Raw genomic sequence first — 15,881 nt, 5'->3', positions numbered from 1 at the left:
CTTCCATTATCCGCGGGGTCAATGTGGGCGATTGTCCCACTCTCCCCGTGGGCTTGGAACTGGCTTGGTCCTCGATCACGTCAACATGACTTGTGGAATTTTTTTCCACGCGGCATATCACCGCCTAATATGAGCGACCCATCCCCAGACCGTTTCACCCGTGCCCTGCGCGGCGTGCTTCGCCCGCTGGTGCGGCTGCTGATATCGCGCGGGGTCACCGCACCCAGGTTCTACAGGCTGCTGAAATCCGTGTATGTCGATGTCGCTCAGGCCTCCTTCCGGATCGATGGCAAGCCGCCCACGGACAGCCGGATCACCCTGCTGACCGGTGTCCACCGCCGGGACGTCCGTGCGATCCTCTCCGCCGGTCCGGACGGGTGGGAAGTGGCCCGCGCGCGATCCGCCGCGCTGGCGACTGTCGTGTCGCGTTGGCGCGAGATCGGCACGCCCTTGTCGCGTGCGCAATTCGACGATCTGGTCGAGGGCTTCAGCCGGGACATCCGGCCCCGCACCGTACTGGACGAGTTGCTGCGGCAAGGTCTGGTCGAAAGACGGGACGACCTGCTGCATCTCTCGCCAGAGGCCGTCGTCGGTCCCCGGTCGGACGACGACAGGCTGGCTTTCTTCGCGACCAATCTGGGCGACCACCTCGCCGCGGCCTCGCAAAACCTGGAGGCGGAGACACCCCCCTTTCTGGAGCGCGCGGTCTTCTACAACCACCTGACCCCCGATGCCGTGGATCGTCTGGAACGCCATGCGCGGGTCGAATTGCAAAGCCTGCTCGAAGACCTCGACGCCCGGTCCCGACAGGAACAGCGCGATGGTGCGGGCGATCCGGCGGCGACAGAGCGCTATCGCCTCGGGGTCTACTTCTTCCGCGAACCAAAGGCCGACGATGAAGAAACCTGATCGCCGTCACGTCCTGTGCCTCGCTGCGGGCGCCGGATTATCGGCCTGCATGCCCGCGCCCGCGCTCGTCACCCGGGAGGACCCGTTCGAAGGGGGCATCGGGGGGACCGGCATCGTCGGTGTCCTGACGGATTTCGGCAGCCTGATCGTCAACGGCCTCCGGATCGAGATCGACGACCGGACCCCCGTTTCGGGGCCATTCGGACGGATGGACGTGGATGCGCTGGGGCACGGGCAGTCTCTGACGGTCGTAGCCGACCGCCGCGGGGATCGGCTGGTGGCGCAGAGCGTCCGGGTGGAACATGCCCTTGTCGGGACCGTGGCCGATGGCCGGGTCAACGGCGTTCCGGTCCGGGCCGAAGCCGGCATCTCCGGTGTTCTCGTCGAAGGCGCGCGGGTCGCGGTGGACGGCGCTTGGACCCGGACGGGCGTCGTCGCAAGCCGTATCTCGGCCGCGTCCCCCGGCCCGGACCTGATCGCCGGCGTGGTCGACCAAGGCGGGATCGGCGGCACCGGATTGCGCGGGCGCGCCGGGCCGTCCGGCAGCTATCTCGCCGCGCAGGGCCGCTATACCAATGGCGCCCTGACCGTCGAGCGGGCCCGGTCGGGCCGGTTCGCGCCGGGGACCGCGCTGCGTCAGCTCAGCGTCGAGGGCTATCTGGAGCCGGTCACCGAAGCGCCGGACTGGCGCCTGGCAGGTCTGGGACACAGCTTTGCCCGAGATCTGGCGCTTGCCCCGCTCTCGCCGCATCGCGCGCTCTATTTCGGGCCGTATGACGGGCGGTTCCGGGCTGCGACCGCCTTCGTCGTCCCCGAAGGCTTCGAGCGGCGGCGGACATTGCTGCGAGACGGACCCGATGGACGAAGGGTCGCCCTCTAGCCTAGCGTGCCGGGCCATGAGCCTGCTGCATCCCGACCGTCTTTTTCCGCCGGACCCGACGACCCGCAAGATCGCCCGAGCCTTGTACGACACCGTCGCGGATGCGCCGATCGTCTCGCCGCATGGGCATACCGATCCGCGCTGGTGGGGAGAGGACCCCGCCTTTACCGACGCGGCGGAGCTTTTCGTGATGCCCGATCACTACGTGACACGGATGCTGTTCAGTCAGGGCATGTCATTCGCGCAGCTCGGGATCGGCGAGGAGGCCGAAGGAGACAGGCGCGCCATCTGGCGTCGTTTCGCAGAGGGCTACCACCTCTTCCGGGGGACCCCCTCGCGCCTCTGGATCGACCACGCCCTGTCGGAGGTTTTTGGATTGTCGGAGCGCTTGTCGCCCGCGAATGCCGACGCGCAGTTCGATGCCATCGCCGACGCGCTTGCCCGACCGGAATTCCGGCCTCGTGCGCTCTATGACAGGTTCGGAATCGACGTGATCGCCACGACCGACGATGCGCTGTCGGATCTGCGCCACCACGATGCCGTCCAAAGAAGCGACTGGACCGGCCGCGTGGTCCCGACTTATCGGTCCGACGCCGTGACGGATCCGGAGACACCCCGCTTCCGGAACAACGTCATGCGACTAGGGGAAATCACGGGCTGCGATACGACCAGATGGCAAGGCTATCTCGACGCTCACCGTGTGCGGCGGACCTTCTTTAGAGAGATGGGCGCCACCGCGACCGATCACGGTCACCCCACGGCGCGGACGCTCGACCTGGGCACGGCAGAGGCGGAAGCGCTGTTCAAACGGGTCCTCCGCCCCCCGGTCTCGCCAGAGGATGCCGAGGCCTTCCGCGCCCAGATGCTCACCGAATTCGCGCGCATGTCCACCGAGGACGGTCTGGTGATGCAGCTTCATGCCGGAGCGGTGAGGAACCATCACCACGGCGTCTTCCACACGGTCGGCAAGGACAGGGGCTTCGATATTCCGCAACCGACCGGCTGGACCCACGCTTTGCGGCCCTTGCTGAACGCGGTCGGGATGGACCCACGCCTGACGCTGATCCTGTTCACGCTGGACGAAGCCACCTATGCTCGCGAGCTTGCCCCCCTTGCCGGGGCCTATCCATGCCTGCGCCTCGGCCCGCCCTGGTGGTTCCACGACTCGCCCGAAGGCATGCGACGGTTCCGGGAGATGGCGACGGAGACGGCGGGTTTCGAGAATACGGCGGGCTTCAACGACGACACCCGTGCGCTCTGTTCGATCCCGGCGCGACACGATGTGGCGAGGCGCTGCGACGCGGCCTTTCTGGCAGGGCTGGTGACGACCCATCGCCTCGACGAGGAAGAGGCCTTCGAAATCATGCCACGCCTCGCCCACGGACTGGCGCGCGAGGCATACAGGCTCTAGCGAGGTCGCGGTTCGGCGCCCGTGGCCGGCCTATCGCGGCGGCAGGCGCGTCGCCCCGTCGATGCGAATGACCTCTCCGTTCAGATAGCGGTTCTCGACGATATGCGCGGCCAGGGCGGCGAACTCGTGCGGGTTGCCCAAACGCTGCGGGAACTGCACATCGGCGGTGATCTTCTGAACGGTCTCTTCTGGCAGGGCCTCCATCATCGGCGTATGGAATAGGCCGGGCGCGATGGCGCAGACGCGGATGCCGGGCTTTGCCAGTTCCCGCGCCAGAGGCAGGCACATCGAAGCGATCGCCCCCTTGGAGGCAGCATAGGCGGACTGGCCCACTTGTCCGTCCTGATACGCCGCCGACGACGTGTTGATGACCACGCCACGTTCATCGTCCAGAGGATCGGCTTCCTGCATCAGACGGATCGTATGAGCCGCGACGGCATAGCTCCCGATCAGGTTGACCTCGATCACGCGCCGGAACGTGGCGAGCCCGGTCTCTCCCTTGCGGTTCACAATCCGCGCGGCATTCGCGATCCCGGCGCAATTCACGACGATGCGCGGTGTGCCATGGGCATCGGCCGCGGCCGCCACGGCACGCTCTACCCGCGCCTCGTCGGTGACGTCGCAGGGCGCGGCCCGTCCGCCAATCTCGGCCGCCACGGCCTCGGCCTTGTCGCCGTCATGATCGAGGATGGTGACCTTGGCCCCCCGGGCCGCCAGGTGCCGCGCGGTCGCGGCGCCAAGCCCGCTGCCGCCGCCCGTGACGATCGCGCTTGTGCCGTCGATCCGCATGATGACCTCCCTCAGATGGCGATGAAGACAAGTGTGATGATCGGGAAGGCCAGCAGGATCGCCACCCGGATCAGATCCGATGCGACGAACCAGAGCACGGCCCGGTAGGTGGCCGTCATCGGCGTGTCCCGGTCCATGGCGTTGATGACGAAGAGGTTCATCCCCACCGGCGGCGTGATCAGGCCCACCTCGACGACGATCAGCACGAGGATCCCGAACCAGATCGCCACCATCTCCTGATTGATGCGGTTCACGGCACCCTGATTGACCCGGCGCAATTCCAGCGCGCGGATCTGGTCGCGTGTCAGCTCCGCCCCCTGAGCCAGCGCCGCCTTGATCTCGGCCAGCATCTCTGCGGCGATCTCTACGGGCGGGGCCATGCCCGCCGCCAAAGCGGCTTCGATCTCGGCGATGACGGGAACGGCGCGGGTGGCATGCAGTTCGGCCAGCGTGACGAAGGCGAAGTCCAGTTCCTGCACGACGGGCCAGAAGATCGGGATCGTCAGCAGGATCATCGACAGGCTGTCCATGACGCAGCCCAAGAGCAGGTAGAAGATCAGGATCAGGATCAGCACGATCCATGGGTTGAACCCGCCCTCCACAACCCAGCCCGCGATGCCCTGCGGCACGCCCGTCAGCGCGAGGAAGCCGTTGTAGAAAGCCGCGCCCAGGACGATGAAGAAGATCATCGCCGAGGCCCGCGCGGTCGAGGTGAAGCTTTCGCCGAGGGTCGACCAGGTCAGGCCGCCATTCGCCAGCGCGATCAGTCCGGTGCCCAACGCGCCGACTGCCGCGCCTTCGGTCGGCGTGAACAGCCCGCCATATATGCCACCGACCACGGCGAGGAACACCAGAAGGACCGGCCAGACCGCCACCAGCGCGCGCATCCGGTCGCCCCATGGCACCCGGTCGCGCAGGCCCGCCGCTCCGGGGTTCACGCGCACATAGATCGAGATGACCAGCACATAGCCCAGGGCCGCCAGCACACCCGGCAGGAATGCGGCGAGGAACAGCTTGGCGATGTTCTGCTCGGTCAGGATCGCATAGATCACCAGCACGACCGAAGGCGGAATCAGGATGCCTAGCGTCCCGCCCGCCGCCAGCGTCGCCGTCGAGAAGCCGCCGGAATAGCCGTAGGCGCGCAACTCCGGCAGCGCGACACGGGACATGGTGGCCGCCGTCGCAAGCGACGAGCCGCAGATCGCGCCGAAGCCACCGCACGCCCCGACCGCCGCCATGGCGACGCCCCCCTTTCGATGTCCGAGAAAGGATTCGGCCGCCTTGAACAACGCCGTCGACATGCCGCCCAGCGTGGCGAAATACCCCATCAGCAGGAACATCGGCACGATCGACAGCGAATAGTTCGAGAAGGTCGTGTAGGTCTCCGACTTCAGCCGTGCGAAGGGGACCGTCACATCCCCGGTAACGATGATCAGCCCGACGAGCCCGGCAAGGAACATCGCCAGCCCGATCGGAACCCGAAGGAAGATCAGCGTCAGCAGCGCCGGAAAGGACAGCGCGCCGAGAACGAAGTCGCTCAATGCCCGCCCTCCGCCTCGGTCAGGATGATCCGACCGGTCCGTGCCTCGACCAGACGCGCCCAGGCGCACCAGATCGCGGTCGTGGCGGCCTGGAACGCGGGCGGAACCGCCAGAAGGTAGCTCCACCAGACCGGAAACTCGAGCCGCATGGTCGTCTGGCCCGAATTCAGCTTGGACAGCATCCCGAGGAAAAGCTGCCAGGCGATCAGGATCAGGACGGCCGCGAAGACGACCTCGATCACGACCGCGAACCATCGGTTCCACGCGGGCGGCAACCGGTCGGCGAAGACATCGACGCTGGCATGTCCGAGCGTGATTTGGGTCAACGGAAGGAAGGCGAAGATGGTGAAGGCCATGCCCGCCTCCAGCAACTCGAAATCGCCGTCGATGGCGCCGACGCCCAGCTCGTCCAGAAGCCAGCGTCCGATGGCCGAACTGCGCAACCCATCCGCCTGCAGGATCTCGTTCAACTCCCGCCCGAGGATCGAGACGCAGGTCATCAGGATCAGCAGGAGCAGCATCGCCCCGCCCGCCAGCGCCATGGCGCGCGCGAGCGTCAGGAAGAAACGGTGCATGAGCGATCCCCCTTCGCCCGGACCTAGCGGCTCTCCGCCGAGCCGGGCAAGCGCAAGGTCGGCGTGGGCCACCGAAGGCCCACGCCGGTCATGAAGTCAGAGCGGCGCGTAGGTGTCGAGGGAGGAGTCATACTCCTCCATCAACGCACGCGCGCGGTCGATTAGTGCCTGGCCGTCGATCCCCTTGCCCTCCATCTCGGCGATCCATTCATCGTAGATGGGTTGCGCGGCTTCACGCCAGGCTTCGGCCTGCTCGGACGAGATGGTGACGATCTCGTTGCCGTTATCGACCGCGACCTGCCGCGCCGGACCGTCGGCATCCGCCTGCGTCCCGCCCGCGAAGATGCTGAAGGCCTGGCCCGACTGCTCGTCGATGATCTGCTTCAGGTCGTCGGGCAACCCGTCATAGGTGCCCTCGTTCATGGCCAGCACGAAGGTCAGGTTATAGAGGGCGGGGCCCTCGAATTCGGTGTGGAACTCGACCAGTTCCGGCACGCGGATGGCAGGGGTCACCTCCCACGGAATGGTCGTGCCGTCGATCACGCCCTTGGACAGGGCTTCGGGGATGGCCGGGACGGGCATGCCGATGGGCTCTGCGCCCAACCGCTCCAGCATGGCGTTGACCAGACGGCCGCCACCGCGGATCTTCATGCCCTGCAGGTCTTCCGGGTTCTCGACGGGATCGGCCGTGTGGAACATGCCGGGGCCGTGAACCCATGTGCCCAGGATTTCCACGCCCGGGAAATCCTCACCCATCTCCTCCTCGAAGAGCTTCCAGTACGCATAGGACGTGGCACGGGCATCCTCGGTCATGAAGGGCAACTCGAAGACCTCGGTCCTGGGGAAGCGGCCGGGCGTGTAGCCGACGACCGTCCAGACTACATCGGCGACACCGTCGATGGCCTGATCCATGAGCTCTGGCGGCACGCCGCCCAGCTGCATGGAGGGATAGCGCTCCACCTCGATACGGCCGTTCGACGCCGCTTCGACATTGTCGGCCCAGACGTCCAGGATCAGCATCGGCACATTGGCCTGCGCGGGCAGGAACTGGTGCAGCTTGAGCGTCACCTCCTGCGCGGCAGCGGGTAGCCCGGTCAGCGCCAGCGCGGCGGCGGCGAGAACGGTCCTGCGATTGGTCATGTCATTCCTCCCTTGGTGTGGCGCGCTTCGGCGCCTTACCCGTCGGAAGTTACAGCACCCACGCGTCCTGTCGAGCGTCTGTTACGTCTTGGACCCGATCGTGACGTGCAGCGGCGTCAGGCCCTCGATCGACCCGTCGAGCACATCGCCGGGTTGGACCGCGCCCACACCGGCCGGCGTCCCCGTCAGGATCACGTCGCCGGGCGCGAGGTGATAGAGGCGGGACAGGTCCGCGATGATCTCGGGCACGGAATGAACCATCTCGGACAGACGCGCATCCTGCCTGATTTCTCCGTTGACGCTAAGGCGGATGCACTGTCCTTCAGGGACGAAGCCGCGCGTGACCTCGCCCAGAATGGCAGATCCCTCGACATCCTTGCCGACATCCCAGGGCCTGCGCTTCTCCTTGGCCTCGGCCTGTCGATCACGGCGGGTCATGTCCAGCGCGCAGGCGGCGCCAAGCACCACGTCCATCGCGTCCGCTGGTGTCACCCGGTAGGCATGCGCGCCCAGAACCACGGCCAGTTCCATCTCATGATGGTAGTCGTCGGTCCCGGGCGGATAGGCGACCGTTCCGCCCCCGGCCCGCAGGTGCGGCGCGGACTTGGTGAAATAGAACGGCGCCTCCCGATCGACCTCCGCTCCCATCTCCGCGGCGTGGGCCGCGTAATTGCGCCCGACACAGAAGATGCGCCGGACCGGGATCCGGGCGGACCCGCCGGCAAGGGACAAGGCCACTGGTTCGGGCGGATCGAACAGGAAGTCGGTCATGGGCCAGACAATCCCCTCTCTGACTGGTGCTCCGGACAATGGCCGAGTTTGGTCGAACCGCAAGCCACTCCGCGCCGGTCACGAGAGCGCGAGGGCGCGGGACCCGGCTTGACCCCCGCAGGACGGGGCGACAAGTCTCCGCCAATCTGTCCCGACCGGAGTGCCCGATGCGCCGTTTCCTCGCCCTGCTTCCCTTCCTCGCGGCCCCGGCCCTTGCCGATCCCGATCCGACGGATTGGGCCTCCGTGACCGCCGCCGCCGAGGGACAGGTGGTCCATTGGCACGCCTGGGGCGGCTCGACGGCGACGAACGACTTCATCGCCTGGATCAGAGAGCAGGCCGCCGAGCAGGGTGTCGACCTGCGCCACGTCAAGTTGGACGACACCGCCAATGCGGTTTCCGCCGTCCTCGCCGAACAACAGGCGGGCCGGGACGAGGGCGGGTCGGTCGACCTCATCTGGATCAACGGCGCCAATTTCGCCGCCATGAAGGAAGCCGGCCTTCTGTTCGGTCCCTTCGCCGAGGCGCTGCCCAACTGGCAGTATGTCGATGTCGAGGGCAAGACCGTCACCACCGATTTCACGATCCCGACCGAAGGCTACGAAAGCCCATGGGCCATGGCGCAGGTCGTATTCGTCCACGACACCGCCCGGCTCACCGATCCGCCACGCAGCGCGGAGGCGATGCTGGACTGGGCGCGCGCCAATCCCGGACGGCTTGCCTTTCCACAGCCGCCCGACTTCCTCGGGACGACCTTCCTCAAGCAGATGCTGCTCGAACTCGCCCCGGATCCGGATCGCCTGTCCGACCCTGTCGGCGGCGACTACGCGGATGTCACCGCCCCGCTCTGGGCCTTCATGGAAGAGCTGACCCCGCTGCTCTGGCGCGAAGGCCGCGCCTATCCGCAGACCGGACCGCGGCAATGGCAACTCATGAACGACGGGGAAATCGACCTCGCCATCAGCTTCTCGCCGGGCGAGGCGACGGCGGCCATCGCCAATTTCCAACTTCCGGAAACCGTCCGCACCTACGTGCTGGACGGCGGCACGCTGGGCAATGCCAGCTTCGTCGCGATCCCCTACAATTCGTCGTCGAAGGAAGGTGCCATGGTCGTGGCGAACATCCTCCTGTCGCCTGAGGCGCAATTGCGTGCGCAGGATCCGGATATCCTCGGCTACGGCACGGTGCTCGCCATGGACAAGTTGCCCGAAGCCGACCGCGCCGCGTTCGACGCGCTCGAACTCGGGATCGCGACGCTGTCACCCGATGAACTGGGCCAGGCCCTGCCCGAACCCCATCCAAGCTGGGCGGAGCGTCTGGCAGAGGACTGGACCGCTCGCTTCGGCGTCGCGCAGTAGGACGTGCTGCGGCCTCTGCCGCTCCTGACCGCGCTGGTCCTGGTCGGCCCGGTTCTGGCCGGGCTTCTGGGGACGCTGTTGCCCGCCTTCGGCATCGGGCCGCTGCGGGACGGTTTTTCGCTGGATCCCTTTCGGGAGGCGTTCTCCTGGCCCGGCCTTGCCCGCGCGGCGACCGTCTCCCTCCTGTCGGGGATGATCTCGACACTGGGTGCGCTTGCCATCGTCGCACTGGTTCTGGCGGCATGGCATGGGACGCGCGCCTTTGCGTGGCTGGAACGGCTCCTCTCTCCGCTTCTGGCGGTGCCTCACGCGGCGACGGCGCTCGGCCTCGCCTTCGTCATCGCGCCCTCGGGCTGGATCGCACGGCTTCCGGCACAGGCCCTCGGATGGGACCGGCCGCCGGATCTCCTGATCCTCCAGGATCCGCTGGGCCTGTCGCTCGCCCTGGGCCTGATCGCCAAGGAGGTTCCCTTTCTCCTGCTGATGGCGTTGGCGGCGCTGCCGCAACTCTCCGCAAAGCCCAGGCTCGCGGTCGCGCGTAGCCTGGGGCGCGGGCGCGTCGTCGGATGGCTATTGGCCGTGTTTCCCGATCTCTATTCCCGGATCCGCCTGCCGGTGATGGTCGTGCTGGTCTACGGCATGACGAATGTCGACATGGCGGCCATCCTCGGGCCCTCCACGCCACCGACCCTGTCGGTTCAGATCGCGCGCTGGATGATGGACCCCGATCTGGCCTTGCGGGCGACGGCGGCGGCGGCGGCCGTGATCCAGCTCGCCCTCGTCCTTTTCGCACTGGCCGTCTGGTTGGCGTTCGAGCGCCTGACCTCCCTCTTGGGCAAGCGCATGGTCTGGTCCGCGGCAAGACTGCCGGAGCGGAGCTTGCGAGTCGCGGGGCTTGCCCTTGGTGCCGCATCGGCCGTCGCGGTCTTTTCCAGCATAGCAGCGCTCGCGATCTGGTCGGTCGCGGCGCGATGGTCCTTTCCGGACCTCGCACCCGAAGCCGTCACGCTGCGAAGCTGGATGCGCTTCGGGCCTGCGATGGCGGACACGGCACTCACGACGGCCTTCATCGCGCTCTCCGCCACCTTCATCTCTCTAATCTTCACCATCGGCTGCCTCGAGGCCGAGCATCGTCACGGCATCACGGCCTCCAGCCGCGCGCTCTGGCTTCTCTATCTTCCCCTGATCGTGCCGCAGATCGCGTTTCTGCCGGGCCTCCAGATCCTTCCGCTCTGGCTGGGAGGGGATCCCGGCCTGGCGCTCGTGATCGCTGCACATGTGGTCTTCGTCCTGCCCTATGTCTTCCTGTCCCTGTCCGGTCCGTTCCGCGCCTGGGATCCACGCTACGCCCGGGTCGCGGCAGGGTTGGGGGCGGGGGCGGAGCGGACGCTCTGGCGCCTCAGGCTGCCAATGCTCCTGGCCCCCGTGCTCACCGCTTGCGCCGTCGGGTTCGCCGTGAGCGTCGGACAATATCTCCCAACGTTGCTGCTGGGCGGTGGCCGCGTGCCGACACTGGCGACCGAGGCGGTCGCGCTGGCATCCGGCGGCGACCGGAGGGCGATCGGGGTCTGGGGTCTGGGCCAGACGGCGGCCGCGCTTCTGCCCTTTGCGCTGGCCCTCGCGATCCCGGCCATCCTCTTCCGCAATCGCCTGGGCATGCGCCGTGAATAGCGGCCTGACACTTGAGGATCTGACCGTATCCCACGACGGTCGCGTGGTCGCGCAGGTCTCGGCCAGCGTGGCGCCGGGCGAGGTGCTGACGCTGATGGGGCCGTCCGGATCCGGCAAGTCCACGATCCTGTCGGCGGTGATGGGAGATCTTGCCCCCGGCTTCTCACAGACAGGCCGGGTCCTTCTAGCGGGGCGCGAACTGGACGGCTTCCCGCCCGAGGCCCGCCACATCGGCATCCTGTATCAGGACCCCCTGCTGTTCCCGCACCTGAACGTCGCCTCCAACCTCGCGTTCGGATTACCACGGGGCGGATCGCGGGCCGAACGCCGGGCCATGGTGGACGCCGCCCTTTCGGATATCGGTCTGGAAGGCTACGGATCGCGCGATCCGGCGACCCTCTCCGGCGGGCAGGCGGCAAGGGTCGCGTTGATGCGCACGCTCCTCTCGCGGCCCTCCGCGCTCTTGCTGGACGAGCCGTTTTCCAAGCTCGACACAGAACTCCGTGCCCGGATCCGATCCCTCGTTCTGGACCGCGCCAGACAGGCCGGGATCCCCACGATCCTCGTGACCCACGATGCCGAGGATGCAGCCGCCGCGGGCGGACGGATTGTGCAACTCCGGAGCATGATCTGAAGGTGCCCAGACACGGAAACGGTGGGGCCGATGCGGATGCGTATGAATGCGTGTTTGCACATTTTTCGAACAGGCCGACCCGATTTGCCATAATTTAGCGCGGGTTCTTCGGCTCTCTGCACCGAACTGTCCTGAACCGAGTCCGATGCTGCACCACGCCCAAGCCGACCTGTCCTCCGAATATGCCAGCCTCGCAGAGGTGCAAGGCGTGACGCGCGTCCTGTCAATCGGAGAGGACGCGTCTGCCATCTCCCCGAAGATCGCAGCATGCCATGCCTTGTCCGGCCTCGGCATGAGGCGCGCTGTCGTTTCGGGCCGAGATGGTCGTGTGATCCTCTGCCTTCGAACCGGGCTCGTCGTCGAAGGCGACGACCGTCTGAACGCGGGACTTCTGGCTGTCCGGCTTCGCGCGTTGCCCGAAGCGGTCAACGCGATCCCGGCCGGTCCCGCCCCTGTCTGGACGGATGCGGTCCATCACACGCTCTGGGCACTGGCTCAGCGCCTCTACGCGGTCGAATTGCCGCGCCTCCTGAGCGTGCTGACCGGCAGCGAACGGCTCAAGCTGCGGGCGGACCGCGACGGAGTGAGGCTGGTCGCCGGCGCGACCGATCCGACGGACATCGCGCCCCTCATCACCTCGGCCATCGGCGCCGGGCGGGACGTCGTCTACACGTTGGCTGCTCCCGAAGACACGATCGGGCCTCAGGTCCCGGCTCCGGTCCTTCTGGGTTGCGAGGACGGGCTCTGGAGGCTCGACCGAAGCGGCTGGCCCCTCGCCTGCCCCAAGGACGCGGCATTTGCCGAGATCGCCGCGATGGTCGGCTTTTCCCGCGCCCTTCGTGCCTTGGGCGCCGGGCGCGCGACGCTTCACGCGGAACCGGGCGCGCCACCGATATCAATGACAATGAACGAAAAAGGCTCAGTGGTCGCGGGGGCTTAGAGCGGCCCGACAGGCGGGAGAACGAGTGAATGAATGACAAGGCTCTGCAGCAACTCGCGCTCAGCAGTGGCCCCGTCGACGGGGCCAAGGCTGCACGCGAAATCGCAACCGCCCGGCGTGAGGTCGGCCAGCTGCTGGACGAGATCTCGGGTCTCGTCGTTCCGGAGGAGACCGACCGCGTGACGCGCCTGCGCACCGGTCTGGACGACTTCCGCACGAGGGTGTCGCTGCTGGGACAGGTGAAGGCCGGAAAGACGGCCCTGACGAACGCACTGATCGGCTCTAGCGGTCTGCTGCCGTCGGACGTGAACCCGTGGACGTCGGTCGTCACGTCGATCCATCTCAACACGCCGAAACCGCGCGGCAAGAACGCCGTCTTCACCTTCTTCTCTTCGGCGGAGTGGGCCGAGATGGTCGAGCGCGGCGGCAAGCTGGGCCGCATGTCGGACGAAGCGGGCCTGGATCTGGAAACCGACACCCTGCGCGAGCAGATCGACGAGATGCAGCGCCGGACCGAGGCCCGGCTCGGTCGCAACTTCCAGCTTTTGCTAGACGGTCGTCACAGCTTCGCCGGTCACTCGCCATCCCTCGTCGAGAAATACGTCTGCATGGGCGAGGAAGAGATGGCCGACCAGCCGGGCGGATCGGAAGGCCGCTACGCCGACGTGACGCGCAGCGCGGATCTCTATCTCGATCACCGAGGTTATGCCCTGCCGACCGTGATCTGCGACACGCCCGGCGTGAACGACCCGTTCCTGGTGCGCGAGGCCGCGACATTGGAGCGGATCGGAGACGCGGACATCTGCGTGCTCGTCCTGAATGCCAATCAGGCGCTGTCCACCGTCGATGTCAGCTTAATGCGGGTGCTGCGCGGATTGCAGAACGAACAGGTGATCCTCTACGTCAACCGGATCGACCAGCTCGACGATCCGGATGCGCAGATCCCGAAGATCGAGGCGTCCATCCGCAAGCTGCTGTCGCGCGAAGGTCTGGCGGACGACGTTCCGATGGTGTTTGGCAGCGCGGTCTGGGCTGGCCTCGCCAGATTCGGAGAGATCGAGGAGATCTCGGAAGCCAGCATGGACGTTCTGATCGCGCTGGCGGACGCGCGGGCCCACAGGTTGCAGGAGGAGTCTGCGGGAGATCTCCCCGCAATCGGTACGCCGGACTGGAATGCGGGCAAGCCCATCGACCTTTCCGGCCTGCACGAGCTTTCGGACCTGATCCAGCAGCGCAGCGCAGAAGCCGTCGCCGCCCCTGCCCTGGCCGAGACGGCGCGCGATGCGTCGGACGTCGTGGGTCGGTCCCTGATGCTCCTGCGGGAAGCGATGAAGGACAAGGCGACCGCCGTGCGGACCGATCTGGATCTCAGCGCGATGGTGGACGAACTCGACAGCCTGCTGGCTCAGGTCCATCTGGCCTGCGATCAGATGATCCACGAGACGTCCGAGAAGATGCTGATGCTGATGTCGGGCGCGTATCACGACTTCGTCACGCAGGAATCCGAAACCCTGTCGCGCCTGATCGCCAAGGGCGGGGACCCTGCCGACTGGGCCCCGGATACCGAAGGTCTGCGCCGCGATCTGAATGTCGCCTACGACCGGTTCGTTCAGATCGCACCGGCCAAGATCGCACCGATCTTCGAAGCCGCCGCCGCCCGGATCGAGTCCCTCTACGGCGACGCATTGAACGATGCGAGCCGGGTCTTTTCCGTTGCGCCGCCGCGTCCGGTCGAACCCGGCACACCGACCTCGCTGATGCGCACGATGACGATCGACCTGTCGGGCGGACTCGTGGGCACATGGCTGCGGCGCAAGCTGCGTCCGGACACGTTCGTGGATCGCTTCCGCGAGATCGCGGGAGAGGCCATGCGCGAGACGGTGGACGAGATCCGCGACGCCCATATCGCGGATTTCGCCCAGCGGACACGCACGCAACTCCACGACTTCCTGGCTGGTCACGTCGAAACGCTCCAAAGTCTTTCGGCCTTCGACGATGGCGCCCAGCGCAGTGCCTTGCGGGCCCGGCTCGGCGTCCGGAACGAGGTCGCCCAGCGCATTGCCCGATTGCAGGAAATCTCGGGCAAGCTGCGCAAGATCGCGGACGAGCATGCGCCGAAGGAAAGCGCCATCGACGGTAGCCGCGCGGCATGAGCGGGCTATCCGACAATGCGAAGGCGCGACTTGCGGAATGGTATTCGGCGCGCGGCACGCTCGCCGTCATGGGCGAGTTCAGTTCGGGCAAATCCTCGCTGCTGAACCTGCTTCTGGGCGAGCGCGTCCTTCCGATGCAGGCGACCGCGACCAGCCTGCCGCCAGTCTGGTTCACCGCACCCGATGGAGGGCCGGAGTGCCAGGCGCTGATGCGCGACGGGCGACTCCAACCGATCACGCTGGAAGACGCGGCGTCATCGGACGACGATGATCTGCTTCTCGTGCGGATGACCCACGATGCCGCGCTTCTCGACGGGATCGATGTCATCGACACGCCGGGGATCTCTGATCCGCACATGGCGAAGGACGCGCTCGACTTCCTCAAACCCTACCTGGACGCGGCGATCTGGTGCAGCGCAGCAGAACAGGCATGGCGCGCGACCGAGGCGAAGTTCTGGAAGTCCCTTCCGAAGGACTTGCACGAGAACGGTATCCTCGTCGTCACCCGGATCGACCAGATCCGGAAGGCGAAGGATGCGGGCCGCATCATGAAGCGGGTGCAACGCGAGGCCGGTTCGCTTTTTGCCGAGGCGCTTGCCCTGGCGACGCCGGCAGCGAGGGCCGCGCGCGCCGACGACGACCAGAGTGCGTGGAACGCGTCCGGAGGCGCAGCCCTCATGTCGGCACTGGACGGACGGCTCACTGCGGCGAGAGATGCCTGTTCACGGCGTGAGCCTCTCGGCGAGGCGCAAACCGTCTCTGCGACAGAACCGGTTCGCCCGATCTTCACCGCAAAACCGCCACATTCCGAAAAGCCGCAAACCCAACTTTGCAAGGAACAAGAAGGCGTTCCCGGCCTGGCCGAATTGCTCGCCACGGAAATACCTTCAAATGGCCACCCGGAAGAGGTGTTGGACCAAATTTTCCGGACATTCGAGTCGTACCAGAAACCATCTGATGACCACCGCGCTGTCATCGAGCGGATCCTCCGCCCCGAGCGTCACGATGGCATCGAATGGACACGAGCGATGACGCAGATCGCAAGGGACCTGGAAGACTTCCGCAGCGGACCGCTGCGGCGGCTCTCTCCTCCCCCTGCCTGATGCGCC

14 protein-coding genes are annotated in these 15,881 nt (G+C 66.8%); 9 read left to right on the top strand and 5 right to left on the bottom strand.

The genetic code is table 11. The features are described 5' to 3' along the window. The first annotated feature begins 129 nt into the window (after window positions 1–129). Genes jaqu_RS16425 through uxaC form a run of 3 tightly spaced genes read left to right on the top strand, consistent with a single transcriptional unit; the run spans window position 130 to window position 3,200 of the window. On the top strand, window positions 130–909 hold the full coding sequence (locus tag jaqu_RS16425; protein ID WP_043920075.1) for a DUF6502 family protein: 780 nt from the start codon (window positions 130–132) through the stop codon (window positions 907–909). Further along, window positions 896–1,789, top strand: coding sequence for a hypothetical protein (locus jaqu_RS16420; protein WP_043920074.1), 894 nt, complete (start codon window positions 896–898; stop codon window positions 1,787–1,789). Before jaqu_RS16425 ends, jaqu_RS16420 begins: the two co-directional genes overlap by 14 nt. A gap of 16 nt (window positions 1,790–1,805) precedes the next feature. Then, the gene (gene uxaC, locus jaqu_RS16415; RefSeq protein ID WP_043920073.1) at window positions 1,806–3,200 is read left to right on the top strand and encodes a glucuronate isomerase; all 1,395 of its coding nucleotides are present in this window, start codon (window positions 1,806–1,808) and stop codon (window positions 3,198–3,200) included. 30 nt (window positions 3,201–3,230) lie between these two features. Here uxaC and jaqu_RS16410 read toward each other — a convergent pair whose 3' ends face one another. From jaqu_RS16410 to jaqu_RS16390, 5 genes are all read right to left on the bottom strand, one after another. Next, entirely contained in the window at window positions 3,231–3,989 is a 759-nt protein-coding gene (locus jaqu_RS16410) for an SDR family oxidoreductase (RefSeq protein WP_043920072.1), read from the bottom strand. A gap of 11 nt (window positions 3,990–4,000) precedes the next feature. Continuing rightward, the gene (locus tag jaqu_RS16405) at window positions 4,001–5,530 is read right to left on the bottom strand and encodes a TRAP transporter large permease (protein ID WP_043920071.1); all 1,530 of its coding nucleotides are present in this window, start codon (window positions 5,528–5,530) and stop codon (window positions 4,001–4,003) included. Next, entirely contained in the window at window positions 5,527–6,105 is a 579-nt protein-coding gene (locus tag jaqu_RS16400; RefSeq protein WP_043920070.1) for a TRAP transporter small permease, read from the bottom strand. Before jaqu_RS16400 ends, jaqu_RS16405 begins: the two co-directional genes overlap by 4 nt. A 96-nt stretch (window positions 6,106–6,201) precedes the next feature. Continuing rightward, window positions 6,202–7,245 carry a TRAP transporter substrate-binding protein gene (locus jaqu_RS16395; protein ID WP_043920069.1) on the bottom strand — a complete coding sequence of 348 codons (1,044 nt, stop codon included), beginning with the start codon at window positions 7,243–7,245 and terminating at the stop codon, window positions 6,202–6,204. Window positions 7,246–7,326: 81 nt separating this feature from the next. Next, on the bottom strand, window positions 7,327–8,016 hold the full coding sequence (locus jaqu_RS16390) for a fumarylacetoacetate hydrolase family protein (protein ID WP_043920068.1): 690 nt from the start codon (window positions 8,014–8,016) through the stop codon (window positions 7,327–7,329). Between the two features lie 167 nt (window positions 8,017–8,183). Here jaqu_RS16390 and jaqu_RS16385 point away from each other — a divergent pair, with 167 nt between their 5' ends. The 6 genes from jaqu_RS16385 (at window position 8,184) to jaqu_RS20800 (ending at window position 15,875) form a co-directional block, all read left to right on the top strand. Continuing rightward, the gene (locus jaqu_RS16385) at window positions 8,184–9,374 is read left to right on the top strand and encodes an ABC transporter substrate-binding protein (RefSeq protein WP_043920067.1); all 1,191 of its coding nucleotides are present in this window, start codon (window positions 8,184–8,186) and stop codon (window positions 9,372–9,374) included. A gap of 3 nt (window positions 9,375–9,377) precedes the next feature. Next, window positions 9,378–11,045, top strand: a complete 1,668-nt coding sequence (locus jaqu_RS16380) for an ABC transporter permease (protein ID WP_043920066.1) — start codon at window positions 9,378–9,380, stop codon at window positions 11,043–11,045. After that, window positions 11,038–11,679 carry an ATP-binding cassette domain-containing protein gene (locus jaqu_RS16375; protein WP_043920065.1) on the top strand — a complete coding sequence of 214 codons (642 nt, stop codon included), beginning with the start codon at window positions 11,038–11,040 and terminating at the stop codon, window positions 11,677–11,679. Before jaqu_RS16380 ends, jaqu_RS16375 begins: the two co-directional genes overlap by 8 nt. Window positions 11,680–11,824: 145 nt before the next feature. Beyond that, the gene (locus jaqu_RS16370; RefSeq protein WP_043920064.1) at window positions 11,825–12,619 is read left to right on the top strand and encodes a hypothetical protein; all 795 of its coding nucleotides are present in this window, start codon (window positions 11,825–11,827) and stop codon (window positions 12,617–12,619) included. 29 nt (window positions 12,620–12,648) lie between these two features. Then, window positions 12,649–14,772 carry a dynamin family protein gene (locus jaqu_RS20805; RefSeq protein WP_052501021.1) on the top strand — a complete coding sequence of 708 codons (2,124 nt, stop codon included), beginning with the start codon at window positions 12,649–12,651 and terminating at the stop codon, window positions 14,770–14,772. Next, complete coding sequence (locus jaqu_RS20800) at window positions 14,769–15,875, top strand: dynamin family protein (RefSeq protein WP_052501020.1); 1,107 nt, start codon at window positions 14,769–14,771, stop codon at window positions 15,873–15,875. The genes jaqu_RS20805 and jaqu_RS20800 overlap by 4 nt, the downstream gene beginning before the upstream one ends. Window positions 15,876–15,881: the final 6 nt, after the last annotated feature.

The organism is Jannaschia aquimarina (genome assembly GCF_000877395.1).
Classification (GTDB): Bacteria; Pseudomonadota; Alphaproteobacteria; order Rhodobacterales; family Rhodobacteraceae; genus Jannaschia; species Jannaschia aquimarina.
Note: the sequence above shows the minus strand (reverse complement) of the source record. Positions and strands in the feature narration are given on the sequence as shown.